This window comes from Streptomyces sp. NBC_00354 (assembly GCF_036106915.1).
Lineage (GTDB): Bacteria > Actinomycetota > Actinomycetes > Streptomycetales > Streptomycetaceae > Streptomyces.
In genome coordinates this window covers 186,085-210,792 of record NZ_CP107983.1, presented here as the reverse complement: position 1 = coordinate 210,792, position 24,708 = coordinate 186,085, and the positions used below count along the sequence as shown (strand labels likewise).

18 protein-coding genes and 4 pseudogenes are annotated in these 24,708 nt (G+C 69.3%); 8 read left to right on the top strand and 14 right to left on the bottom strand.

The window, feature by feature from the left end:
* Nucleotides 1-285: 285 nt before the first annotated feature.
* The gene (locus tag OHT74_RS01025) at nt 286-852 is read left to right on the top strand and encodes a dihydrofolate reductase family protein (protein ID WP_266659616.1); all 567 of its coding nucleotides are present in this window, start codon (nt 286-288) and stop codon (nt 850-852) included.
* Between the two features lie 16 nt (nt 853-868).
* Here OHT74_RS01025 and OHT74_RS01020 read toward each other — a convergent pair whose 3' ends face one another.
* The 5 genes and pseudogenes from OHT74_RS01020 to OHT74_RS01000 all read right to left on the bottom strand — a co-directional run bounded on the left by OHT74_RS01020 (nt 869) and on the right by OHT74_RS01000 (nt 3,922).
* On the bottom strand, nt 869-1,099 hold the full coding sequence (locus OHT74_RS01020) for a LysR family transcriptional regulator (RefSeq protein WP_443047682.1): 231 nt from the start codon (nt 1,097-1,099) through the stop codon (nt 869-871).
* 365 nt (nt 1,100-1,464) lie between these two features.
* Nucleotides 1,465-1,857 (bottom strand): hypothetical protein, encoded by a 393-nt coding sequence (locus tag OHT74_RS01015; protein ID WP_328618933.1) that lies wholly within the window; start codon nt 1,855-1,857, stop codon nt 1,465-1,467.
* A 39-nt stretch (nt 1,858-1,896) separates the two neighbouring features.
* Nucleotides 1,897-2,199 (bottom strand): annotated as a pseudogene (locus OHT74_RS01010) (hypothetical protein).
* A gap of 39 nt (nt 2,200-2,238) precedes the next feature.
* Nucleotides 2,239-2,862 (bottom strand): hypothetical protein, encoded by a 624-nt coding sequence (locus tag OHT74_RS01005; RefSeq protein ID WP_328618932.1) that lies wholly within the window; start codon nt 2,860-2,862, stop codon nt 2,239-2,241.
* 463 nt (nt 2,863-3,325) lie between these two features.
* The gene (locus OHT74_RS01000) at nt 3,326-3,922 is read right to left on the bottom strand and encodes a hypothetical protein (RefSeq protein WP_328618931.1); all 597 of its coding nucleotides are present in this window, start codon (nt 3,920-3,922) and stop codon (nt 3,326-3,328) included.
* A 264-nt stretch (nt 3,923-4,186) separates the two neighbouring features.
* On the opposite strand from OHT74_RS01000, the gene OHT74_RS00995 reads away from it, so the two are divergent.
* The 4 genes from OHT74_RS00995 (at nt 4,187) to OHT74_RS00980 (ending at nt 7,537) form a co-directional block, all read left to right on the top strand.
* On the top strand, nt 4,187-5,725 hold the full coding sequence (locus OHT74_RS00995; protein WP_328618930.1) for a flavin-containing monooxygenase: 1,539 nt from the start codon (nt 4,187-4,189) through the stop codon (nt 5,723-5,725).
* A gap of 325 nt (nt 5,726-6,050) precedes the next feature.
* A complete protein-coding gene (locus OHT74_RS00990) occupies nt 6,051-6,260 on the top strand; it encodes a hypothetical protein (RefSeq protein WP_328618929.1) in 210 nt (69 codons plus the stop codon).
* Entirely contained in the window at nt 6,254-6,763 is a 510-nt protein-coding gene (locus OHT74_RS00985) for a hypothetical protein (RefSeq protein WP_328618928.1), read from the top strand. The genes OHT74_RS00990 and OHT74_RS00985 overlap by 7 nt, the downstream gene beginning before the upstream one ends.
* Nucleotides 6,764-7,096: 333 nt before the next feature.
* Nucleotides 7,097-7,537: a hypothetical protein gene (locus OHT74_RS00980; RefSeq protein ID WP_051762938.1), complete on the top strand. Its 441-nt coding sequence runs from the start codon at nt 7,097-7,099 to the stop codon at nt 7,535-7,537.
* 618 nt (nt 7,538-8,155) lie between these two features.
* Here the strand turns inward: OHT74_RS00980 and OHT74_RS00975 are convergent.
* From OHT74_RS00975 to OHT74_RS00960, 3 genes and pseudogenes are all read right to left on the bottom strand, one after another.
* Nucleotides 8,156-8,440 (bottom strand): annotated as a pseudogene (locus OHT74_RS00975) (transposase); the annotation flags it as partial.
* 17 nt (nt 8,441-8,457) lie between these two features.
* A complete protein-coding gene (locus tag OHT74_RS00970; RefSeq protein ID WP_443047681.1) occupies nt 8,458-9,534 on the bottom strand; it encodes an IS110 family transposase in 1,077 nt (358 codons plus the stop codon).
* Between the two features lie 229 nt (nt 9,535-9,763).
* Nucleotides 9,764-10,575, bottom strand: a pseudogene (locus OHT74_RS00960) (winged helix-turn-helix domain-containing protein); the annotation flags it as partial.
* 180 nt (nt 10,576-10,755) lie between these two features.
* On the opposite strand from OHT74_RS00960, the gene OHT74_RS00955 reads away from it, so the two are divergent.
* Nucleotides 10,756-11,160 (top strand): hypothetical protein, encoded by a 405-nt coding sequence (locus OHT74_RS00955; protein ID WP_328618926.1) that lies wholly within the window; start codon nt 10,756-10,758, stop codon nt 11,158-11,160.
* Between the two features lie 180 nt (nt 11,161-11,340).
* On the opposite strand, the gene OHT74_RS00950 is transcribed toward OHT74_RS00955, so the two are convergent.
* Nucleotides 11,341-13,707, bottom strand: coding sequence for a non-reducing end alpha-L-arabinofuranosidase family hydrolase (locus OHT74_RS00950; protein ID WP_328618925.1), 2,367 nt, complete (start codon nt 13,705-13,707; stop codon nt 11,341-11,343).
* Between the two features lie 512 nt (nt 13,708-14,219).
* Here OHT74_RS00950 and OHT74_RS00945 point away from each other — a divergent pair.
* A pseudogene (locus OHT74_RS00945) lies at nt 14,220-14,973 on the top strand (transposase family protein).
* A gap of 73 nt (nt 14,974-15,046) precedes the next feature.
* Here the strand turns inward: OHT74_RS00945 and OHT74_RS00940 are convergent.
* Together OHT74_RS00940 and OHT74_RS00935 are read right to left on the bottom strand one after the other, a co-directional pair.
* Entirely contained in the window at nt 15,047-16,192 is a 1,146-nt protein-coding gene (locus tag OHT74_RS00940; RefSeq protein WP_328618924.1) for an SMI1/KNR4 family protein, read from the bottom strand.
* A gap of 402 nt (nt 16,193-16,594) precedes the next feature.
* On the bottom strand, nt 16,595-18,154 hold the full coding sequence (locus OHT74_RS00935) for a sigma-70 family RNA polymerase sigma factor (RefSeq protein WP_266659602.1): 1,560 nt from the start codon (nt 18,152-18,154) through the stop codon (nt 16,595-16,597).
* 615 nt (nt 18,155-18,769) lie between these two features.
* On the opposite strand from OHT74_RS00935, the gene OHT74_RS00930 reads away from it, so the two are divergent.
* Nucleotides 18,770-21,316, top strand: a complete 2,547-nt coding sequence (locus tag OHT74_RS00930; protein ID WP_328623231.1) for an RICIN domain-containing protein — start codon at nt 18,770-18,772, stop codon at nt 21,314-21,316.
* Between the two features lie 115 nt (nt 21,317-21,431).
* Here OHT74_RS00930 and OHT74_RS00925 read toward each other — a convergent pair whose 3' ends face one another.
* The 3 genes from OHT74_RS00925 to OHT74_RS00915 all read right to left on the bottom strand — a co-directional run bounded on the left by OHT74_RS00925 (nt 21,432) and on the right by OHT74_RS00915 (nt 23,813).
* The gene (locus OHT74_RS00925; RefSeq protein ID WP_328618923.1) at nt 21,432-22,256 is read right to left on the bottom strand and encodes a hypothetical protein; all 825 of its coding nucleotides are present in this window, start codon (nt 22,254-22,256) and stop codon (nt 21,432-21,434) included.
* On the bottom strand, nt 22,253-22,786 hold the full coding sequence (locus OHT74_RS00920) for a SigE family RNA polymerase sigma factor (RefSeq protein ID WP_328618922.1): 534 nt from the start codon (nt 22,784-22,786) through the stop codon (nt 22,253-22,255). Before OHT74_RS00920 ends, OHT74_RS00925 begins: the two co-directional genes overlap by 4 nt.
* 124 nt (nt 22,787-22,910) lie before the next feature.
* The gene (locus OHT74_RS00915; RefSeq protein WP_328618921.1) at nt 22,911-23,813 is read right to left on the bottom strand and encodes an expansin EXLX1 family cellulose-binding protein; all 903 of its coding nucleotides are present in this window, start codon (nt 23,811-23,813) and stop codon (nt 22,911-22,913) included.
* Nucleotides 23,814-24,708: the final 895 nt, after the last annotated feature.

The following is a 24,708-nucleotide window of genomic DNA, read 5'->3' as shown; positions in this document are numbered from 1 at the left end:
GAGACCCTACAGCTGGTGTGGGGTCTCGCCGCTCGTGACATGTCGATCTTGCGTGACCTGGGCGTCCTTGGCTGTCTCACGGCCTTGTCACCCATGATCAGTCTCAAATCCGTGGCATTTCCTCGCGTGGGCGAGGTCGAGATCGGGCGGCTTGCACGTGTCGGCCGAGTACACCACGCTGAGCCCCGAGCACGAGGACTACCGGCGAGCCCAGATCGCGCACCGATGAGTTTCCCGCTCCGCGCTGGTCTACACGCCGGACACCCACTGACGGAAGGCTGGGCCATGCGGAAACTGATCTACGGCATGAACCTGACCCTGGACGGCTACATCGCCGCGGCCGGCGACGACATCGGCTGGAGCGGACCGCCGAGCCACGAGCTGTTCCAGTGGTGGCTCGACCACGAGCAGGCGAGTGGCCTGTCGCTGTATGGGCGCAAGCTATGGGAGACGATGAGCTCCTACTGGCCGACCGGCGACCAGCAGCCCAACGCCACCCCGGCGGAGATCGAGTTCGCGCGCAACTGGCGGGACACGCCGAAGGTGGTGTTCTCCTCGACGATCGACAAGGTCGACTGGAACACCCGCCTGGTCACCGGCGACGCGATCGCCGAGATCACCCGGCTCAAGGCCGAGGACGGCGGCCCAATGAACATCGGCGGCGCAACGCTCGCCGGGGCGGCCATGCGCGCCGGGCTGATCGACGAGTACGCGATCGCCGCCCATCCGGTCCTGGTGGGCGGCGGCACGCCGTTCTTCACCGCGCTGGACAGCTGGGTGAACCTGAGCCTGGTGGAGACGCGGACGTTTCCCGGCGGCGTGGTCCTGACCAGGTACGAGACCAGGCGCTGAGCAGCTTCCCACTGTCTCACGGCTTGGATGGGTGTTTCCTCTCACCGTCGTGGCATTTCCTCACCGGGATCTTCTGGGCGGCTGCGGCGACTCGTTTCCCGAATGGGGTCAGTTTCATGGCCGTACCACGTTCGGCTCGTTCGAAGAGGGGGTGTCCGAGGTCCGCTTCGAGTCGGTTGAGCTGGATCGCCAGGGTCGAGTGGTGGATGCCGAGGTCTTGGGCTGCTTCGGTGAGGGTGGGTGGGATTGGGCTGCCAGGCAGCGCGAGAGCCGCTGTCGTGCGTATGGGCCGGTGAAGGCTTTGCGGAGGATGGAGGGAAGAGCCTCGGCTTCGTCACCGGCGCGTAGGGCGGCCTGGTGGCTGGCTCCGCCGCGTGGCCGGAGGGGGATGTTGAGGACGGCATATGTGCCGCCTATGTGCCATCGGAGATGAGATTGTGACGCGAGATTTGAGATCCTACAGCTGGTGTAGGTGCCTTCTTTTCGGTGTCATGCGCCGACGCTGTGACCTGGACGTTCCCCTTTAGTCTCATGACGTGTCGGGCGGCGGCTGTCTCAGATCGGTGTCATCCCCTCCGACTGTCCGGCAGGCTGCACCGCTGCCCGGGGGCGTCATGAACCTGCATCGGCAGCCCGTTCCACCCACTCGCGCACGGTCACTGCTTGCTCGATGCGGCTGACGATGTCCTTCTTGGACGGCGTGTCCAAGGTTTCCGGGATCTTGTCGAACGTGCTGGGAAGGATGTCGAGCAGACCCCAGATCTGTTCGCCGGTGCTGATGGTCAGAAGCTGCTGGCACCTCCACTGCAGCGGCATCTCGGGACGGTGCGTGAGCCGCTCTACGAGGGTAGGGAACAGGTAGTGCGTCGTCTCTGCGGCGAGGTGCTCTTGGAGCCAGTCGACCGGGAGCCGCTGGCTGAAGCCGTGCCTGGCGGCCTCTTGGGCCAGGTCCAGGAGCTGAGCGGTGTTGACTGCTCGGACAGTGCGAGGAAGGGGCGGGGTCATGTCGTGATGATGCCAAGAAGCCTCCTCGGGGCCGAGAGGTCAGCTGGGACGGGATGTGATCTGCCGACGGGCAGGACCCCAGACTTCCTCGAAGTCCTCGGAGGTAAGTTGCTCGGGGTCGTGGCCTTCCCATTCCGAGACGGGCAGCTCGGCTGTGATCCCGAACCTGCTGTCGTACTCATCGAGGCAACCTGCGTCGTCGGCCCGCTGCCACTCGGCGACGGAGACAGCTGCGATCGGGGTCAGCTCAGGCCCTTCGAGTTCGACCTGCCGGATCACCCAGCCTTCGGCATCAACCTCGAAGTAGAACCAGACGTTTTCCTCGTCCCATTAGCAGCGCATCCATGTCGTCACCAGCCCATGATGCGCCTGCCGTAGGGGTCACTTTCTCCTTGGGCGGCCCGGGTAGGACCCGGCGGGGCGTAGGTGGATGCCGTTCCTGAGGAGCGCGAGTCGGATGGTGGCGAGGCTGGTCCGTTCCCAGTCGGCGATGGCTTGCAAGGACAGGTGGTCCTGCTCGTACCAGATGCGCCACTGCCCGAGGCGGGTCGCGTTGTGCTGGGTACGGCGGAATCGAGGCGGGCTCCAGTCGGCGGGATGCTGGGACAGCAGATAGATGACGTGGTCGGTGGTGGTGTTCAGAGTGAGTGTGAGCCGGGCGATGGAGAAGTCGCTGCCGGGCACGGCCTGATGGAGCTGGGTGACGGTGATACTGCCGGGGTCAGGCCCGGGAAGTGAGAGGCGGCGCAGTACGCGGGAGGGGAGCTGGGGCGTCCACCGGAGTGGTTCGTCGATACTGTGCTCGTCCAGGAGGGCTTGTGCGGTGTGGGTGAGGAGCTTGGCTTCGGCGGGCAGGATCCGCCAGCGCAAGCGCTGGTACTGCCGGCGCTGAGCCTGGGTGCCGGCTGCGAGCTCGGGGTGTGCGAGGTGCGGGGGCGAGCCGGTCAGGGTGTGGAAGATCCAGCGTTGGGCGTGCCTGGCATCGGGGCGGAGGTTCGAGCGCAAGTGGCGCTGCAGATCGAGCCAGGCTCGTGGGTCGATGAGGCGGGGGCGGCTGGTGAACAGGGTGCGGCGGCGCGCGTAGTCGATGGGAGCGCCGTGGTGGTCTAGGTGGTCGGCCAGGAGGATTAGTGCGTGCAGGACGTCGGTGCAGGACGTCGGTGCAGTCGCTGCGGCGGGTGAGGTCGGCGAGGAGCGTGGAGACGTTATGGCTGGTGGCGGTGGTGCCGGTCATACGGGTCGCGGCCTGGATCGAGGTGATGTTGCCGACGAGCAGGCAGGCGACGGACAGGAGTTCATCAGTACGTTGGGCCAGAGCCCTGCCGCTGGGGTGGCGTGGGGCCAGGCGCAGTGCCCACTCGGGCCACAGGGCGGTGGGCAGCATGGCGGCCCGTGCGTCGTGGTTGGCCGGGGGCCGGGGGCCGGGTGGAGTAGACGGCTGTGCGGTGGCGCAGGCGGGCCACCGGCATCATCTGCGACTCCCGGCTGCAGCGCAGGCCGCTTCGAGGACGGGCGAGAGCGTGCCGCCGACCGAGACGACGCCGGCGGGGTAGAGGGCGCGGCCGGAGGCAGCCACGCGCTCGGTCAGCCACCGCGCCGCCCGGGCGGCTGCCGGGACGTTCGCGGCACGCAGGATCCGAAGAGCCGCCGTGATCGCCACGGCGGTGGCCGCGGCGTCGTCGGGCGCGTAGTAGCTGTGGACGTCACTGCGCCGGGTGTGCGGATCGCGTTGCGAACGCGGGGACAGAGGGTTGGCCCGGTAGCGCTCGAGGCGTTCGAGGGCCTCGTCCGGAGCCACAGGGTGGAGGTCACCGGGCGTCGCATGGTTGAGGACCAGGGCCCCCAGACTCTTCACGTCCCGCAGCGCCGCCCGCAAGGGCACCCCACCCGGTCCGTACAGCGGCCAGAGAACCACCCGATCCGGGGCTGCGAGGGCTGCGTTGATCAGGTACTGGGCTTCCTCCAAGGCCTCGCCGGGCGCGAGAGCGGTGACCGGTCTCGGCCAGGGGGTGGTGACAGCGTCGTGGACGAGGCCCGCCGCTGCGCCGCGGCAGAGGCGGGCCACGGAATCCGTTGGGCGGCCTGGAGCGGGCGTGACCACCCCACTGGTCCACGTCGGCGGTTCTCCCCGGTCTCCGCAATGGCGGGGACCGGGGAGAGCGCCCGCCCGCCCCCTGCGGCCGAGGTCTGCAAGATCACTCATATGAGCGATGCGCACGCCGCACATCCCTGCACGATGACGCGAACGCTTACGATCGGTCGCTCTGGGTGACTGTGGAGAGGGGTCCGGCACTGGCCGGGATGCTCCCGACGCAGGGAGGGAGCAAGCGTGACCCGTGAAAGTTCCGGCAGCTGCCGTCAGGCGGAGGTCGTCGTCATCGGGGCCGGCCTTTCGGGTGTGGCCGCCGTGATCGCACTGCGCCGGGCCGGGATCGACGACGTCGTGGTGCTGGAGAAGTCCGACCGTCTCGGCGGGACCTGGCGCGACAACACCTACCCCGGATGCGGGTGCGACGTGCCCGCGATGCTGTACGAGTACTCCTTCGCCCCCCATCCTTGGAGCCGGTGCTTCGCCGACCGGTCCGAAATCCTCAACTACCTCCGGACCACCGCGTCGACCCACCGGGTGGACGAGGCGATCCGCTACGGCACGGAGGTGCTGGAGGCGCGATGGCAGCCGGACGCCAGCCGCTGGAACGTGGAGACCACGGCGGGTGCCTACACGGCCCGCGCCGTCATCGTCGCCACCGGCCCATGGCACCGCCCCCGCCACCCCGACATCCCCGGCCTCGACACCTTCCCCGGCCCGGCCTTCCACTCCGCCCGCTGGAACCACGACGCCGACCTCACCGGTCGCCGCATCGCGGTAGTGGGCACCGGAGCGTCCGCCGTGCAGTTCCTGCCCGAGATCCAGCCCCAGGCCGCGCACGTCGATGTCTTCCAGAGCACTCCGCACTGGGTGCTCCCGAAACCCGACTACCCGCTCCCCGCCCGCCTGCACCGCTTCCTCGGACTCCACCCGACAGTCCGCCGCGCTCTGCGCGGCCTGCACCACTGGACCCAGGAAGCCGTCGGCCTGCCCCTGCGCCACCCCCGCCTGCTGCGGCCCCTGGAAGCCGTGGCCCGGTTCCACCTGTGCACTTCCGTACCGGACCGGGCCCTGCGCCAGGCACTCACCCCCGACTACCGCCTCGGGGCCCGCCGCCTGATCACGTCCGACACCTACTACCCCGCCCTCGTCCGGCCCAACGTCCGGCTTCACCCCACCCGGGCAGCTGCCGTGGAGGGCTCCCACGTCATCGGCGCCGACGGCACCCGTACCCGGGCCGACGTCATCATCCTGGCCACCGGCTACCACGTGGGCGACATCCCACTGGCCAGCCGGCTGTACGGCACCGGCGGCACCACGCTCGCCAGGACCTGGGCCGACAACCGCCGTGCCTATCTGGGCACCAGCGTCAGCGGCTACCCCAACCTCTTCCTCCTCGTCGGCCCGAACCTGCTCACCGGCACCACCGCAGTACCCACCGTCCTCGAAGCCCAGCTCTGCTACACCGCGGCTGCCCTCACCCACTTGCGCACCAACGGGTACGCCGCGCTCGACGTCATTCCCGAAGCCGAGGAAGCCCATCAGCAGGCCCTGCACGAGGCGCTGCGCACCACCGTCTACGGCCCCGCGAACGGATCCGGGTACTACTTCGGCCTTCCGGGCGTCAACACCTTCTGCTGGCCCTGGTCGACCGCCAGGCTCGTCAAGCGTCTGCGCGCCTTCTCCCCGGACGTCTACACCTGGACCCTGCCGGGGGTGCTGCCGCCACCCCGCGCCGCGCAGGACGGCCTGCCGACGGCCCCGTTGGGCAGGCCGTAGTACCGCGCAGGTCGGCTCAGAGCCGTGGATCAGCGCGCCTTGGGGAGGTCTTGGCGAAGGCGGCGCGCACTGATGGAGACCGACCCCGACCGGGCCAGAGCGCTGATGCGGGACGCACGGACCGGCGCCACCGCCTCGCCGTCTTCGGCGGCACCCTGGAGATCACCAGCCTGCGGGTGGCCGGACCGCGGCCAAGGCGGCCGCGCAAGCCGCCGTCGACGCACCCGGCGGTGTCGGCACGGTCGCCTCGTACGCGACCGAGGTCCCGCTGCCCGCCACCGGCACCTGGGGCGCGCCGGGCAAGGGCGGCGCCCAAGCCGACATCGTGCTCGCCCCGCAGGACCGGATCCCACTGTTGTTCATCGAGGTCGACAACTGCCACGAGAGTGCCGAGGAGATCGCGGCGAAGCTGGCGAAGTACCACCGGTTCTTCAAGCGGAAGTTCAAGGACACCGACGGCAAGGACAAGCCGATGTGGCGCACCCACTGGCTCGCCCGCGTCGACTACGGGGAGGCCCGCACCCGCCCGTGCTGATCGTCTTCAACCACATCGGCGCCCGCGACCCCAACCGGACCGTCCTGCGGCTGCAAGAGCTGACCCGGCCGCTGTGGGCGGGCGGGCCGGCCGAAGACGGGTACAGCAGTTATGACAGGAAGATCCCGGTCATCGCGACCGGCCTGCGCAACCTGCGCGAGCACGGCCCGGACGGGCCGGTCCTCCTCCGCTTCGGCCGCACCCGCATGCAGCCGCTGCGTGACGCGATTGGCAACCCCCGCCGGAATACCGCCCTCGCCCGAGAGGCGGAGCGGATGAAGGCGCAACAGGCGGAGTACCAGGAGCAGTTGCGCCGCGCGGCCGAGCTGAAGAGAGCCGAGCACGAGGCCGGCCGCCCCGTCTGCCGGCTGCGGGACGAAGTTCGACAACGACCGATGGAAGAACACCCGGCTTTCCCCGAAGCCAGGCCACCGGTGACACCCGACCCTGTGCGAGCCGCGCGAGGACAAGACGGTCGCGGCGGCGGACAAAGCCGAGCGTGACCGCGTGGAGGCGGAGGCCGCCGCGACCGCTGAGAAGGCCCGCGGCTGGCGCTCCCCCTTCCGCCCCGGGCAAGCCTCCTGACCGCCGGGCAAGCCTTCGTGATCGTGGGCAAGCCTCCCTCGAACTGGGCTTGCCCGGGGCCGCTGCAGCGCGCCGGGCTGGAACTGCGCCACGGCGATCTCCCGCACCGCGGCCGCGGTGGGTGCCGGCCTGGCCAGCGCCTGTGCCTTGGCACGCGCAGGCCGGGCGTTGCAACGTTGTTGGCCGGTGTTGAGACGTTGCCGGGGCCGCCCTGGTGCAAGGGGTGGCGGCCGGGCAGGTAGGTTGCTCGGATGAGTCTCCTTGATGATGTGGCCGAGCGTGACGGCTGGCGGTGCTGGGTGTGTGACGAACCGGTCGATCCCGACGAGTCGGTGAACGATCCGCGGGGGCCCAGTGTCGACAGCCGTACCGCTGACCGGAAGGCCAAGGTCGCCGAGCGGCTCGCGCACCGCGGGTGCAATACCCGCAAGGGCGCGGTCAAGGTGGTCATCGCCTGGCCGGAGCGCCTGTACGTAGTCGAACCCGCGCCGCTGATCACCGTTGCCGAAAGGCTGGAGCGCAAGGGCGGCCGCGAGATGGTGGGCCGGTGTCCGACCAGGAAGGACGCCCAAGAGGCGGCGGATTGGCTGGTGGACCGGTTCTCCCGACTGGTACCGGGGCTGCCGGTGACCGCCGACATCCAGGCGGGCGGCGGCCAGTTCCTCGTCATCCTGGCCACCGGCCGCCGCTGACCGGGGAACACCTGCGCACACTCGCGTCGAGGTGGCGGAAGGCACAGCGCCTCCCGCATCCCGCGGCGGTCGCGGGGAGGGTAGCACCGGAGGGCGGCTGAACTGTTGCCTGGACGGTTGCCTCCAGCGGGGGACCGCAGGTGTGACCGGAGGTGTGCACCCCCCAAACCGGCGACTGTCCCTTTGCCCAGGTCAGCCCCGATGGGCAAGCCCCTTCCGAAAACGACACCTCTCATTCGATAGCAATGAGAGGTTCTGGATCTCTGGTGGGCCCGGGGCGGCGTTGTTCAGCCCGGGGCAGGATGTGTGTGGTCCGGTCGGTGCCGTGGTGACCTCTACGACACCTCTGACCGTGCGAGGTCTTTGAAATGACCGGTGGCGCCGGGTGCCGGCCGGTCCTCGCACGTTCTGCCCTCACGGGGCCGTCGGGTTCGGGATCCTCGGTGTCGGCGCGTGCCATCGAGCAATGGCTCACCGGGGCTCTTGCCCGAGGCGTCGAGATCGCCTGACCCGATTGTCCAGGGAGGCACGGACGTCCGTGCCTCCCTGGAAAGAAGGGAGCCAATCCGCCATGGTCGTCCTTGTGACTGCCCCGCCCCGAAGTCTGACCCTGCGCCGTTACTGAGCTTGTAGCTGTGGTGTCGTCAGTTTGAGTCCGGTTTCGGTGAGACAGCCGTCGATGGTGTCGCTGCGGTACTGGATCTGGCGGAGTCCGTGTCGTAGAGCGCGGATGAGGTGGTCGGGGTCGGTGAAGGCGGTGTTGGCCTGGCTGCTGCGGCGGAGCAGGGACCAGATGCCCTCGACGGGGTTGAGGTCGGGTGCGTAGGGCGGCAGGTGGTAGGCGGTGATCCAGTCCTGAGTATCGATGAAGGCCCGCATGCGGTGGTCTTTGTGGACGTTCAGGATGCCCCTATGTTGCGTCAAGCGGCAGAAGACGAGGCAGCAAGGGCCGACGCCGGCTGGATCTGACGGTAGATCTCGCGAGCGACGTAGCGTTTGAGGCAGCGGATGATCTCGCGCTTCGACATGCCCTGTTTCGTGCGTCGTTCGAGGTAGAGACGGGTGCGGGCATCACGGCGGATGCGTGTCACGACGATGCGGTAGAGGGCGGCGTTGGCTTGCCGGTTGCCCCCGCGGTTGAGCCTCCGGCGCTGGGTCTTTCCGGAAGACTGCTCGACGGGGCTGACGCCGCACAGAGCTGCGAATGATGCCTCGCTGGCCAGCCGTTCCGGGTTGTCGCCGGCGGCGATCAGCAGGGCAGCGGCGCTGTCGGGCCCGACGCCGATGATGTCCAGGAGCTGCGGATGGCAGCGATGGACGGCTTTGCTGACCCGGCGGGTGAGTTCCTTCACCTCGGCGGTGAGCTGCTGGATGCGCCGGGCCAGCAGCCGGAGCGTGAAGACGGCAGCGTCGTCGGCGTCGGCAAGGTCGGCGCACCTGGCGATCAGGGCCGTGTTACTGAGCGTGGACAGTGCCTCGCGCAGCGCGGGATCGACACCAAGCAGCACGGCCTTGAGCTGGTTCTTTGCCTGCGTGCGGGCTTTGACGGCCGACTCCTTCGCCAGTCGCAGCACGCGCATGTCGGCCGCCGGGCCCTCGCCGCTCTTGGGTGTGACGTCAGCCCGTCCGGACAGGACCGCGCGGGCGGCGGCCTCCGCATCGACGGCGTCGGTCTTGCCACGCTTGCGGCGCAGGGCGCGGTCGGGCTGATTGACCTCGATGACCTGGACATTCTCCCGGCTCAGGAAGCGTGTCAGGGCAGCTCCGTAGGATCCCGTGCACTCCACACCGGCTCGGCGCAGAGCGCCGAAAGAGCGTGCCCAGGCCAGGAGTTGGTGGTATCCCGCGGCGGTGGCCGGGAACTGCTGGTGGGCCAGGAGTGCTCCGAGCACGGTGATCACTGCGGCGACGTGCACGTCCTTGTGGGTGTCCACCCCCAGGATCACGTCCTCTGCCAGCGGTTCTTCTGGCTGTGCGGGCAGGGTCGGCTGGGGCATGCTGGTGATGGTCACGCGGCTCCTTCATCGGCTGGGGCTGATGGCCGACACCGGGCCGGGTGGGCGGTCAGAACTGTGATGGTGCCTTGTGCGGCAAGGCCCTTATCGGGACACGCCCGCCGGTCCGGCGGCAGCAAGCACCGCCCGGGACCACGGGCCGACAGATCCTGAACAAGGCAGCCTGGGCCAGTTGTCCCACGGGTCAGACCCTGGCCCCGGACGGCGCCCCATGAGTCTCACAGTTGTCCCAGATGAGGACGATGGAGCCGCCGAGCTGCTGGTGGGCGGCGATGAGGAGGTCGCGGTAATCGGTCCAGGCGAAACTGCGACGGCCGCCTTGCTTGTGGTCGGTGTGCCGTTTGGGCCGGTAGATCAGGCGGGAGCGTTCGCCCGCTTTGTGGCAGGTCAGGGCCGCGATGGGGTAGCGGCGTTGGGAGCGTCCGCGGCCCCGGATGACGGGTGTGTGGCCGCGTTTGGCCCAGGTCCGTGAGGTCGGCGGCGTCATCGAGAATCCTGCTTCGTCTTCGAAGACGATCCAGGCGTCGAGCGCCGCCGCGGTGCTTCCACCAGCGGCCACGTGTCCTTCACCCAGCCGGCCACCGCTTCCTCGTCCCGCTCGAGCGCACGGCGGGCGGGGACCTGGTGACTCCAGCCGTGCCGCCTGAGCATCTGGGAGATCCCGGACAAGGTCATGCTCTTGTGGAACCTTCGCCCGATGAGCGTTTTGATCCGGGCCAGGGTCCATCTCTGGTCCGGCCACCCGTGAGCGACCGGCCCCTTGGCCAGCTCCTCCTCGAGGACCGCGAACAAGGTCTTACTCAGCTTCGGACGACAGGCCGGTCCTTGTGAACGCAGAGCAGGCTGACCGCTCTCCTGCCAGGCCTGCCGCCACCGCTGAACCGACCGGACGCTGACGCGTAACTCCTTCGCGACCACGCCATTGCTGAGACCGCCGGCGAACATGCCGGCCGCTTCCATCCGGATCCGTTCACGGAAAGCTTGTCTCTCCGCGGTCAGACCCCCACCCTGCGGATACCTCATACAACCGGCATACCGCGACGATCACCAACTGTCAGCCCCCACGACCCCACGCCTACAAGCTCAGTAATCAACGCGCGACCCTCGGGTACTTCTGTGCGTGGAGCACGGCGACGCGGTGGGGGGGCCTCCCACACCGTCTCGCGGATCGATCGAGCGTGACCTGTCTGCGTTGGGCATGGGATGGAGATGGTGGAGCGGCTGCCGTTCGGGATGCGGACCCCGGTCGCGGTGACGTACGTCCGGTGCGCGCAGTGCGGAGCGATGGGTGAACTCGTCCTCGAGGACGGGCGGCTGGCCCTGGCGATGGCCCGGGCCGGGACGCATGTCCGCGAGATGCACCCGGGCGCGAACGTCCCCGAGGCGATCCGGCTCGTGTCCGACGTCGTCTTCCCGCCCGCGGATTGTGCCGACGTCGCCGAGTGGGTCGCGCAGTACAACGCCCGGAACGGGATGGGATGGAGACCCGCGGCCGTGATAGCGCCGGAGCTGCGTCGCGTCCGGGCGAGGGGACGATGGGGCGCTCCCGGTGCTCGCCGTCGTAGCCGGCCGGGGCGCCGGTCGGATCACCCGCCGTTCCCCCGTTGAGGGCTGTGATCAGCTCCAGCACGATGAAGTCCACACAAGAGAGGAACCCCAGACGACGCACGGCTGGGGTTCCTCGAGGCGGTGGGGTATAGGTCAGCAGAAGGAGTTGCCCGGGCCGTGTACCGCTCGTCTGCGGGTCGGCAGGCCGCCCCGAATCGCGATCACCGTGGATCGGGCGGGTTAGCGCTGCAGGGTGAGGACACCCGGCCGGTAGGGCAGTTGGTCGTAGGGGCCGCCCGCGGTGGGGGACTTGCCTTGGTAGAGAAACTGCAGGTTGCAGGGGTCGATGGTCATGGTCTGGTCGGGGTTGTTGCGGACCAGGTCACCGTGGCTGATGTCGTTGGTCCAGGTGGCACCGCTGTTGGCCTTGCCCGCGAAGGGGTTGCTTTCGCTGCCGGCCTGCGCGGTCCACGAACCGCTCAGGCTGGAGGCCGTGAACGAGCGGAAGTAGCGCCCATTCGCACCCCTCGCCTCGACGATCACGAGGTACTGGTTCTGGCCCTGAACCTTGTAGACCTGCGGGGCCTCGAACAGGTTGTCCGTCGAGTCGCTCATGATCGTCGTGTACGACGAGCCGAAGTTGCCCGGGAAGTTCCCGATCGGCATGCTCGCCCGGTAGATCTTGCCGTTGTCACCGGCGAAGAACAGGTACATGTTCTGGCCGTCAGCGATCAGGGTCTGGTCGATCGGGCCGGTGGGGGAGTTGGGGATGCTGCCGGTGAACAGTGGCTGCGGCGAGGACCAGCCGTTGGGGTTGGTGGGGTCGCTCGACGTGCGGTAGATGAAGGGCCACGAACCCCACTGGTACGCCAGCACCCAGATGTTCTTGGGTGCGAAGTAGAACAGCGTGGGTGCCACCGCGGCCTGGCTCATCCCGGTCTGGCCGGCCGACGCCATGTCCGGCCAGTTCGTGAAGGGATTGAACATCATCGAGCCGTACGACGACCCCGACGTGTTCGACGCGTAGACCAGGTGCTTGCCGTTGTACACCACGTCGGTGAAGTCCTTCACCGAGCCCCACCCGTTCGCCGGCTGCGCCAGCGCACCCGTCGACGTCCACCGGTACGTCGACGGAAGAGCACACGTGCCGCCCGTCGGCGCGGGCGTCGTCGGGGTCGACGTACCGGACATGCCGGTCCACTTTTGGTTGGTGCCGGACCAGCAGGAGTACAGCTGGATCTTGGTGCGGTTGGCGGTGGCCGCGCCGACGGCGTCGAGGCACAGCCCGGACTGGACGCCGGCGATCGTGCCGTTGGTGTTGATGTTCCACTGCTGGCTGGCGCTGCCGTCGCAGTCCCCGATGACCACGGCGGTGCCGTTGCTGGTGCCCTTGGACATGCCCTCCAGGCACTTGTTGCCGTAGATCATCAGCTGCTTGCTGGAGGTGTGGGTCCAGCGCTGGTTGGTCTGTCCGTTGCAGTCCCACAGTTGCGCCTGGGTGCCGTTGACGGTGGTGGAGCCGTTGATGTCCATACAACGACCGGAGGGGACGCCCTTGATTGCTCCGGTACCGGTCCCGCCGGTGGTACCGGCTGCGGCCTTGAGGGCGTTTACGACGGCGGTGTAGGCGGCCTTCGGTTTGCCGTTGTTGTCGAACAGCAGGGGGCTGTCGCCGCTGCGCCAGGAGTCGCTGTCACGGATGCCCCATACCGTGATGCCGGTGCACCGGGCCACGGACAGGCAGGCTTTGACCGTGTTGGCGTAGTGGGTGGACGACGCCCGGGCGATGTCCAGCTCGGTGATCTGGACGTCAACGCCCAGGGCGGCGAAGTTGGACAAGGTGGTCTGGAAGCTGGATGGCGGGCCGTCGGCGCCGAAGTGGCTCTGGAACCCGACGCAGTCGATCGGCACGCCGCGGGACTTGAAGTCCTTGACCATGCTGTAGACGCCCTGGGTCTTGGCGTCCGACCAGTTCTCGATGTTGTAGTCGTTGTAGCAGAGCTTGGCCGAGGAGTCGGCCGCCCGGGCGGTGCGGAACGCTTCCTCGATGAAGCCGTTGCCCAGCACGTTCTGGAACACCGAGCTGCGGTGCTGGGTGGAGCCGTCGGCGAACGCCTCGTTGACCACGTCCCAGGCGTAGATCTTGCCCTTGTAGTGGTTCATCTCGGTGGTGATGTGGTTGTTCATTACGCTGCGCAGCGTGTTCGCGTCGCCGATGGAGCTGACCCAGGCCGGGAGCTGTGAGTGCCAGACCGTGGTGTGGCCGCGCATGCGCTGGCCGTGTGCCAGGGCACGGTTGACGATCTGGTCGGCGGGGCCGAAGTTGAAATTGCCGCGGGACGGTTCGATGGCGTCCCACTTCATCTCGTTCTCCGGGGTGATCATGTTGAACTCCCGGTCCGAGATCGCGGCATACGTCGGGTCGCCGAGCCTGCCGGCGGCCACAGCGGTGCCGAAGTACCTGCCCGAGGGGGCCGCCTGCGTACCCAGGTTGGCAGCTCCGGCGGAGCTGGGGAGGAGCGTCACGGCACCGGCCACCAGCGCCGCGGCCGACAGTCCTATCGTCCATGTCCGGCGACGCCGGCTGAGCCGGTGCAGGCCTTTCATGATTCTCCTCGGGGGGCGCGGGTCACCCTGGGTGCCGTGATCGTGCGCGCATCGGCCGGTACGGCCTGATCCGCCGCGGGGTGGGTGCGGTGCAGGACGTGGGACCGTTCCTGCGTACCGGTCGCCCGGGGTTCGTGGGTGTGTCGCGTCATGGGAGCGGCTTTCTTCAGGAGATACGTCAACGGCAGAGTCGGGGAACCTGCCACGCCGGCACGCATGGTGAGCGGCGGGAAAGGAACCCCACGATATGGAGGCCTCCGAACTCGCGGTCTCGTAACGAAAAAGGCGCACCGTCCGGCCGATTGCTCGGTGATGCATCTCGCAGGCAAAAAGTGTTATGCCAAGCCCCGCGGTCCGGTCGTCCCTGGGGAAAGGGCGCGCCGTCCATATCAACCGTGAGCTTCTTCGAGTTGGCCACCGATCGGGTGATGGGCCGTGAAGCGCAACGAACGAGGCCCCCGAGCTGTTGATCGAGATGTCTGACGTCTCAATCACGTTGCTCGGGAGCCTCGTTGGTCATCCATCCTGCAGCACTCGACCTGCCGCATGCGCTCGTGGAGTGGGTCACCATGCTGGTTGTCACCCGTGAGGGCGACCGGCGCTGCAAGCTCCGTCCGTCTCAGCGGGCGATGGTGGCACTGGTGTACCTACGAGAGCACACACACCACTCTGGCGAAGATCGCCGCCGGGTTCGGCATCAGCGAGTCCACCGCCCACGCCTACACCCGCGCGATCGTCGACCTGCTTGCCGAACGAGCACCGGGTCTGCTCAAGACGCTGCGCGAGCACGATCCCGACTTCATCCTGCTCGACGGCACCCTCGCCGAGTGCGACCGGGTCGGCGACGGCCGGGCCGACTACTCCCACAAACACCGGCGCCACGGCGTGAACGTGCAGGTCGTCACCGACCCCTGCGGCCGGCTGCTGTGGCTCTCGCCCGCCCTGCCGGGCCGCACACACGACCTGACCGCCGCCCGCACCCACCGGATCATCCGGATCTGCGAGCGCCAGGGCGTTCCCATTCTGGCCGACCTCGCCTACCAAGGTGGCGGGCCGTGGCTGACGACCGGCATCAAACGCAAGCCACTCCAGGAACTCACTCCCACCGAAAAGACCCTCAACCGGGCGCTGGCCGCAGCACGAGCGCCCGTTGAACGCGGTGTCGCGATCCTGAAGTCCTGGCGGATCTTCCGCAGGTCCCGGTGCAGCCCCAACCGCATGACGTCAATCGTCAAGGCCATCCTCACGTTGGAGCGGCAGCGCTGAAGAAGCTCAGTGAGCGCTTCGTCTGGCGATAACCGCCGCATGAAGCGCTCACGCGGAACCGAAGCCCCTGGGGTCAGTCCTGATCTTGGGTGTACTGAGCGGCGTACCAACTGGAGTCGATGGCGGGGTTGCGCAGCGCCCCCCAAAATCGGTCGTCAGGTATCGGTGGCAGTGGCGGATTGCCCAGGTCCGCATGCAGATCCGCACGCCAGTCGAGAGTGAAGTGACTCCGGGTCTCCGCGCTCTCGCACACGGATCTGTAGGGGGAGCCCCAGAGCCCGAGGGCTATCTTCTCGGCGGCCCACCTGCGAGTGACGTCTCGGCCGGTGTCGGCCTGTGCGAGCACCGCGCGGAGTCGCAAGGCGAGCGGGCCGGTTTGGTCCGGCCTCGGTAGGGCCACACCACGCTCCCACGCGTCCAGGGCTGCCTTGACCTCCGGGTAGTTGTTCAGCCCCGTTTCGACCGCCAGTCTGCGCAGCTGCTTCCGCGCGGCCTCAACCACCTGCTCATACGGCAGGACTCCGATCAGTGCACCGAGTTCCTCATGTCCGTCCAGGTGGCTCACGTGGAGGAGGTCGGTGGGACTGTGGGACAGGTCCAGCTCTGGCAGCTGCTCATCCGGTGCGGGAAGGGGCTCGTCGGCACTGCACTCCGGCCTGGCAGGCAGAGGCGCCTCCCAGAACAGTCGGCCGTTGAAGGTGACGACACCAGCCTCCTGGCCGCGCTCAAGCGTGTCGGCCAGTTCGGCCAGATACCCACCCAGCGAGTCGGCCTGCCCAAATCTGGTGCCGGTCTCGTCGAAGAACCGTCCGATCGCACCGAAGGAGTCCCGCTCAGTACGGCAATCCATCAGAAGACCGTCCGACGTCACGTCGTAAGAACCGAACTTCACGTAGTCGTGAAGCCAGTAGCCCTCGGTCTCCCCGTCGAGGCCCTGGTCGATGCCGCGCATGAAGCCGGTGTCCCCAAGGATTCCGCTCACTCCGAGCAGCCGGTCGCCCGTACTGAACCGGAAAGCCTCAGGTACCTCCAGCGCCCCGTTGTGCCGTTGGAGTGAAGCGACCAGGTCCGGAGGAAAGGAGACCCCCAGTTCCTGTTGCGCTGCTGCGATCTCCTCGTCTCCTGCGGGCGGCCGAAGCGTGGCAAAAGTGCGGGGCGCATGCTCGCGCAGCCACGCGTCGATGCGAGTCCATGAGTCCTGGACCAGGTCTGATGTCATAGGGCCGACCTTAGAGCCAGCGGCTGACAACAGCTTGATCGTCGCTCACCGGCCTTGCCGCCGGGTCGGCGTTCAGGCCGGCAAGCTCGAGTGGACCCTTGTCCCGGCTCACCAAGCTGCTGGCACCGGACGCTGCAGCCGCCCACTCGACACTGAAGCGCTCAGTCGCATTCACCCGATCGGTGGCCACCTCGAAGAAGCTCAGTGAAGGTTTGTGGAGTGGTACCGGTCAGCGGGTCTGGTGATCAGCCTTCAGGCCGTCACGGCGAGGCAGCCGTCGATGAATGCGGATCGGAGCTGGATTCGGCGCAGCACTCGGCTCACTGCCGGGCTGAGAACGGCGTGGTGCAGGACCATGGTGCAGGATCACCAGCCGTCACTGCGCGACTCGGTCCAACATGCTCAAGGAGCGGTAGCCCAGGCCCTGCGCATGATGAAGGAAGCCTGGCCGGCGAAGGCCCGAGTGCCGTCGGATCCATCGAGCCAGATGCCACCGTCGCGGTGGCGGAGGACCGATCCGGGATAGTTCTGCGCGTGCAGGGTCACCGACCCGGCGACCGCCCCGGGGCTCGGACAGAAGGTGGCGTCTTCGCGGAACAGTTCGCTGCCGTCGTTGGTGCTCAGCTGTAGCCGCAGGTCACGATGGCGCAGATAGCGGCCGTCGGCGGAGCGGAAGGTGACGCACCGTGTATCGGCCAGCCCCCCGATGACCGTGAAGGTGGCCCGCTGCCGTGTCTGCGCGCTGCTGGACGCGGAGACTCGGCCGAGCGTCGCGAAGTCGACGGCATAGGTGAGGTACAGGGCGGGGTCGTCCACGAACTCCAGTGACTGTGCGCCCAGCGGAACAGTGCCTGCGACGGCGGACGGACTCACTGGGGACGGTCCGGCCGACGTGGTGGTCGGCAACGGGCTCGGCGTGGAATTGCCGACCGTGGGAGCGGCGATGACGCCGGGCACCCGATGCGCCGGTTCGGGCCAGGTCGCGTAGGTGGCGGTCCCGGCGATGAGCACCGCGCCGGTGGCGAGGCCCATCAGCTGATGAGCGGTCACCGCGTGGAGTTTGCCGATCAGCGAGCTGTGCATACCGCTTCCCCCCGTCGCCGTGCCGACGGCGACGTGTGCCGTGGCCGGCCCGGCGGCGCTCGCGGCCGTGCCCGACAGCAGGCCCTTGGCGGCCAGCGCGCCGATGAGTCCGGCCGGGACGGCCAGCGGCGCGAGGCTGAGGAGCAGTAGTTCGGCCGGAACCCGTTCTGTCGTCGTCGCCGTGCAGACCGTGCAGCCGCGGGTGTGCCGCGCGATCCGCTTGCGCCACACCGATGCAGGGAGACCGTCCCAGCCGACGACGGTCTCGTTCAACTGCGGACAGCGCGGGTCGGCCTCCAGCGCGGCGACGATCGCCCGGCTCAGTTCCAGCTGCTCGCGCATGCGTTGCAGACGTACTCCGACGTGGGCGACCGTGAGCCCCATCGCGGCGGCGATGTCGTCACGGCTCAGCGAGCCGGCGCATTCCTGCCACCACAGCGACAGCAGCACCCGATGGTCCGGGTCGAGCCACCGGCGGGCTTCGACAACCTGACGGCGCTCGTCCGACACGTGCAGACGCAGGATCGTCGCGTCCTCAGGTTCGGCGCCGGCGTCCGGTATCCGGAGTGCCTCGTCGATGACCGTGGTCCGGTTGACGAAGGCGCGTTGCCGCTGCCAGTGGGCATTGATCTGGCGGAGCGTGATCGAAACCAGCCAGGACCGGAAGCTCTCCGGGGAACGCAGGGCAGGCAGGTCGCGCACCACGCGCAGCAGGGTTTCCTGGACGACGTCGTCGACGTCGGCATGTCCGCTCAGCGCTCGCCCGACGATGTTGTAGAGCAACGGCAGGTACGCGGCGATCAGCTTCTCGCGCGCCCGATCGTCACCGGCCTGCGCCGCGACAACCAGCCCCGCGTGGTCCGTATCCATGAGCCCCATTCCCACCTCCCTCAGGGGAGCGATCCGCCGAGTACGGCGCCATACCTTGGCCTCGGGTATTCAACCGGGCTGGGTGATCTGACGACAAGTGAGGAGAAGGTACTCCTGAGCTGCGAGGATTCGAGTGTCTAGGCCGGATCCGCGCAAGAACAGGTGCACCTTCTCGGTGAGCGAGCGTACAGGGCGGAACCAGCGGCTGTCCGTCGCCGCTGACGGGAAGGGGCAGATCCGGCACGCCGGAGCGGTGCTGCTCGGTGCGCCGGCGTGCCGCGGTGACACCCGTGTGGTACCAGCCTCGTGCTTACGCCAGCACCATCTGCGGGCGCTGAGCCAGGCCGTCAGTGTTCCGAGGAAGACTTCGGCGGTCGGCAACCTTTTGCGGAGCTGTGGCGACTGACGGGCGACCCGAAGACGATCACACCCACGGATCGTCCGATCACGGCGCCGCATGCCGCTGCGCACCGCTGACCTGAGCGGTGGGCGAGGCAGGCCCGGAGCAAGGAGCAACCCCCCATGAACGAGACGGATCCCACCGCCCACGGTCGCGATCGGCGCACGCACGCGGCCGGTGGCGAGCGACGTACGCGTGGCCGACACCGCCGGCGCTGGACGACGATGGGTCTGGCGCTGGGTGTGCCCGGTGTGCTAGGCCCCTACCTGCTGTTCGTGCAGGCCGACTCGGAGGCCGCGACATTGGATGCCGACGCCTACTACGAAGTGGTGTCCGTGCGCAGCGACAAGGTGCTGGACGTGCCCGGCGCGGACACCTCGGACGGCGCCTGGACACGGCAGCAGAGCCGCGTGGCTGGTGCCGCGAGTCAGCAATGGCGGCTGAGGCCGACGCGGGACGGCTACTACGAGCTGGAGAACCGCAGCAGCAAGAAGGTCCTCGGTGTGCGGGGTGCCTCCAGAGAGTCGGCGGCAGCCGTCGAGCAGCAGTCCGACCACGGTGCCGCCGCGCAGCAGTGGAAGATCGAGGACGTCGGCGGCGCGGCGGTGAAGATCGTCTCCCGGAGCAGCGGCATGGTGCTGGACGTGTGGGGTGGTTCCCGCGGCGACGGCGTGCCGCTCATCCAGTACGCGGACCAGGGCAGCAGCAATCAGCGGTGGAAGCTGGTGAGGGTGGGCGGCCCGGCCGGGTACACCTGGCACAACGCGCAGATCGTCGGTGGCGGGTTCGTCACCGGGCTGGTCTTCAACCCCGCCCGCAAGGACCTGCTGTACGCGCGGACCGACATCGGCGGCGCCTACCGTTGGGACACGACCGCCGCACGCTGGACCCCCTTGACCGACTGGATCGGCGGAGCCGACTGGAACCTGCTGGGGATCGAGAGCCTGGCGACCGACCCGGTCGACCCGAACCGCCTGTACCTCGCGAGCGGCACCTACACCAACGACTGGGCCGGCAACGGCGCGATCCTGCGCTCCTCCGACCAGGGCAGGACGTTCCAGCGCACCGACCTGCCGTTCAAACTGGGCGGCAACGAGGACGGCCGGTCCATGGGCGAGCGGCTGGTGGTGGACCCGTCCGACCACCGCACGCTCTATCTGGGTACCCGCAAGAACGGGCTCTGGCGCAGCACCGATTACGGCGTGACGTGGAGCCAGGTCGCCGGCTTCCCCGTGAAGGACGGTGCGAGCAGCGGAGTCGGTCTCTCCTTCGTGACCTTCGGCCCGTCCGGCAGCCGGACGATCTACGTCGGGGTGGCCGACAAGACCACCTCGCTGTACCGCTCCACCGACGGCGGCAGCACCTGGCAGGCCGTGCCCGGCCAGCCGAAGGGGCAGCTGCCGCAGCACGGAGTGCTGTCCGGTGACGGCTCGCTGTACCTGACCTACACCAACGCGCCGGGCCCGAACGGCGTGACGGCTGGTTCGGTGTGGAAGTACACGCCGTCCACCGGGGGCTGGCAGAACATCTCGCCGTCCAGCGGCGGTTACGGCTTCGCGGGCCTGGCGGTCGATCCGCAGCACCCGTCCACGGTCATGGTCACCACGCTGGACCGCTGGTGGCCCTCGGACGAGATCTACCGGTCGGCCGACGGCGGCGCCTCCTGGAAGGCGCTCGGCGCGACCTCGGTGCGGGACAGCTCTGCGGCGCCCTACGTGGGCACCGGCATCGGTCACTGGATGGGCGCCCTGGCCATCGACCCCTTCGATTCCGGGCACGTGCTGTACGGCACCGGATCGGGGATATGGGGCAGCAACGACGTGACCGCGGCGGACACCGGGCGGGCGACGCACTGGACCATCCCGGCCAGGGGCCTGGAGGAGACCGCGACGCTCGGACTGGTCAAGCCCCCTGGTCTTCCCCTGATCAGTGCCCTCGGCGATGTCAGCGGGTTCCGGCACGAGGACCTCACCAAGGTGCCCGCCAAGGCGCTCTCCGGACCGCAGTTCACCAACACCACCGGTATCGACTTCGCCCAGTCGATGCCGCAGTTCGTGGTGCGGGTCGGTCTCGGCGGCGCGCAGCACGGCGCCTATTCGACCGACGGCGGAGCCGACTGGGCACCGTTCGCCGCGGCGCCGGTGCCCGACGCGGGCGGCGGTTCCGTGGCCGTCTCGGCGGACGGCGCCACCGTGGTGTGGACCCCCGCGGGCCAGGTTCCGTTCTACTCGACCAACCGTGGCTCGACCTGGGCGGCGGCCTCCGGTCTGCGCAACGACGCGGCCGTGGTGGCCGACCGTTCGGCGGCGAACACCTTCTACGCCCTCAGCGGCGGCACCTTGTATGTCTCCACCGACGGCGGGAAGCACTTCACCGCCCGGGCCACCGGCCTGGGCGCCGGGGAGCTCAAGGCGGTTCCCGGCATCGCCGGTGACCTGTGGATCGCCGGCGCGGGCAGCGGACTGCTGCACTCCACCGACGGAGGGAAGAGCTTCGGCAAGCTGGGCGGCGTGGAGCAGGCGACCGCCGTCGGCTTCGGCAAGCCGGCCCCGGGCGCCGGGTACCAGGCGCTCTACCTCAGTGGGAAGGTGAAGGGCGTCGCAGGGCTGTTCCGTTCCACCGACGGCGGCTCGGCCTGGGTCCGGATCAACGACGACCAGCACCAGTTCGGTGGCAGCGCCATCAGCGTCATCAGCGGCGACCCCGACGTGTACGGCCGGGTCTACCTGGGCGGCTACGGCCGTGGCGTGGTGTACGGCGACCTGTCCTGATCGCCTTGGCCCGTGGGTGGGCGGCGGATGGGAGCCGCCCCCCACGGGCCACTGGCGGTACGTCCGCACATCGCCGGGGCCGCGCCCGCTCAGCCCGATGGCTGCGGGCACGGCCTCATCGTGCCGGGGAGAAGCCGCCCCAGACCGAGAGGGCGCCGCGGGGACCGTTTGCGTCGACGCGGTAACCGTCGAGTCCGGCCTCGCGCTCGCCGGCGGCGTGGTTGTACTGGCCGGCGAAGACGTGCTGCCCGGTCGGGACCGTACGGCCCGGCTTGAGGATCCAGCGGTAGACCACGGCTGCACCCTCGTCCCGGACGGTGACGGTGAAGTCGTCCGCGGGCAGCGTCCGCCAGCCGCCGGTGCTCTGCACTCCGCCGGTCTGCGTGATGCGCAGCTCCACGGTGAGCGCGGTGAGCGGCTCGGTGGTCTTGAGAGTGATGTCGCTCTGCGCCCAGTAGGGGTTGCTGTTCGCGGCCAAGGAGCCGGCCGACCGCAACGGCCCGTCCTGGACGCGCGCGCCGCCGGGCCCGGCCGGGCCGGCGCCGCCTGACGCCGCGGGGCCGGGGCTCGTCGGGGACGAGTGGTCCGGCGCGGTCGAGCCGCCGGTGGTGGGCGCCAACGGGGTCGAGCGGGGGGCCCCGGACGCGGACGGCGCGGAGGGCGCGGGGGAGGCGGACGGCGCGGCGGGGGTGGCCGGGACGTCCGGCCGGGCCGGCGGTGACTGGACGATGGCGGCGACGGCGAAGCCGCCGACCGCCAGGACGCCGGCCGTGGCGAGGGAGGCGAGGGCGACCCCGCGCCAGGGCCGCGCGCCCGGCGCTTGGCGTCGACGGGCGGGGGCGCCGGACATGCCGCGTTCCACACGGGCCAGGATCCGGGCGCGGTCGGGCTGATGGGCCTCGGCGGCCGTGCGCAGCCGCCGGGCGAGTTCCTCGTTCAACGGCTCCTCCTCCCCGTCAAAAGTTCCCCGGGCGCTCCTGTGCTGCCCAGCATCCGTTCCAGTTCGGCCATCCCCTTCGAGGTCTGGCTCTTCACCGTACCGACGGATATGCCGAGCGCCAGCGCGGTGTCCTTCTCCGACAGGTCGAAGGCGTGCCGCAGGACCACACATGCCCGCTTCCGGAACGGCAACCGGGCGAGAGCGGTACGGATGTCCACCACGGAGGCCACGTCCGGACCGTCCGACGGCTCCGCACCGCGGGACCAGAACAGGGCGATCCGGCGGCGCTCGCGCACCGCGCTGCGGATCTGTGACCGGGCCAGGTTGGCGACGACGCCACGGGCGTAGGCGAGCGGGTACTCGGCCTGGCGCAGCCGGTCCCAGCGCTGCCACAGGGCGATCAGGGCGTCCGCGGCCAGATCGTCGCCGCCGTCCGACTCGCCCGTCAGGAGATGGGCGAACCGGGCGAGTCCGGCGTAGTGGCGTTCGAAGAAGTCGTGGAACTCCGCGGACGCGTCATCGGGGACCATGTCCGTCGGTCGCCCCCTCCGAAAATGTGTGCGTTAACATTCGGGCGGCAGCGTACCAGGGCCCGGTCGATCAAGGGGCACTCCCGTGCGCCACCGTGGATCCGCCGTCCGCGGCGGCGCGGTTTCAGTGCGGGGCGAACTGGACCCGGGTCGGTTGTGCGACGTTCGGCAGCAGCGCGGTCCCCTCTACCGTCAGCTGCTCTCCGTAGATGTCGGTGATCCTCATCGCGCCGCCGCACCCGCTGCCGTCGGCGGAGAGGAAGTAGTTGTAGTCGGTACGAGGAAGTCTCCGCCAGCCCTTGGTGGTGCGCACTTCCAGCCGTACGACCGGATTCCGGTGGCCGATCACCTGGATGCCGCACCAGTAGGGGCTGGACCCCGTCTTGTACCGGATGGACATCGTGCCGGGGGCCGAGGGGCTCAGCAGGCTCCAGGTGATCGGGATACGGCCGAGTTTGGGATCGGCCAGTTTCGCGAAGGCCTGTTCGCTGAGGTCCAGTTGTCCGGGTGCGCAGGGCAGCGGGCATTCGTTGGTGATCCGGACCGTGATCGAGGCGCCGCTCGCCGTGCGGACGCGCACGTAAGCGCCGCACGCCCTGGACGACTCGTAGTCGGTGGTGTTCATGGCCGCGATCATGAGGTCGTCGCTCGGGCCGAACAGGCAGGCGCCGTTGCCGTCGGCGGCGGCGTAGGCGGTGGCGACGCCCCTGTAGGTGGTATCCGGCTGGATGCGTCCGGCCGATGGCGCCGTGGTCGACGCCGGCTCCGGGGGCGCTTCCGCCGAAGGCGGTGGCCCCGCGGCGGTCGTCCCCGTGGCCGCGGTCGGGGCGGGCGCCGCTCGCGAACTGTCCGTCGAGGGCGCGGGGCTCGTCGGCGCCTGGGGCGTGGCTCCCGCCCCGGTGGCGGCGGTGGCCGCCACGTCGGCCCTGACCTCGGCCGCGGCCTCGGACTTGGGGCCTGGGCGCATGGTCGTCACCAGGCAGACGAGGACCCCCACGACGGTCAGCAGCACCGTCGCGTACCCCATCAGTCTCTGTCTCTGCCTGCGCTGCCGCGCGGCCTGCCGTGCAGTCTGCATGTCCGTCCGTTCGAAGATCCGAGTCGAGGTGCGCTGCTGGGTTGCCGCAGGATGCGGAAAGGTTGCCGACGGGGAGGAAGCGGGGGCGGCGGGTCCTGCGGGGCGGGCCGGCAGCCGCGTCCCGTGCCGGTCGGGTCACGGGGCGGGGGAGTGCGGGGAACCGGACTGGGCGGCGCGGATGCCGCGCGGAGAAGCTCCGAGCGCGCGGCGACAAGCCTTGTTGAACGCCTGGAGGTCGGGAATGCCGACCGATGCGGCGACGGCGGGGACGGAGAGGGTGGTGGCCTGCAGGAAGTGGGCGCGCCCGTTCCATCCGCGGGCCCGCCGCCACCGCGATGTCCGGCACCGTCAGAGGCTGCCCCAGCCGCGCCTCGATCAGGGCCACGGCGGCCGTGACCGCCGGATGAGCGGACTGTGTGTTCCGCTCCCTCGCGGGTGCGAGCTGGGCGACCCGCCACAGGGCGGCCCCCACTTCGGCCGCGGGCCCGTGCCGGGGTGTTTGGCCAGGCGGCCAGTGCCTGCCGCAACTGGGCGGTCAACCCGCGAGTCGAAGCCGGCGTGCTGGATTGCCGGAATGCTGTGGGGAGTTCCACCTGAGCCCAGGCGGAAGTGGACGTAGCGGTGTGGGGACCACCGGCCCCGGTAGCGATAGCGGACCTCGGCGCCGGGCGGTACCAGGCTGCCCCGGCCGGGGCGGATCGCGTACTCCGTGCCGTCCACCGTCAAGCCCGGCCTCGTAGTCGTACAGATGGAGCTGCCTGAGGTCCGGAAGGCAAAACACGTCCACGTGGCCGGCCGGGCCGTGCACGCCGATGCCGATGCCGATGCCGACGGCGGCGAGCGC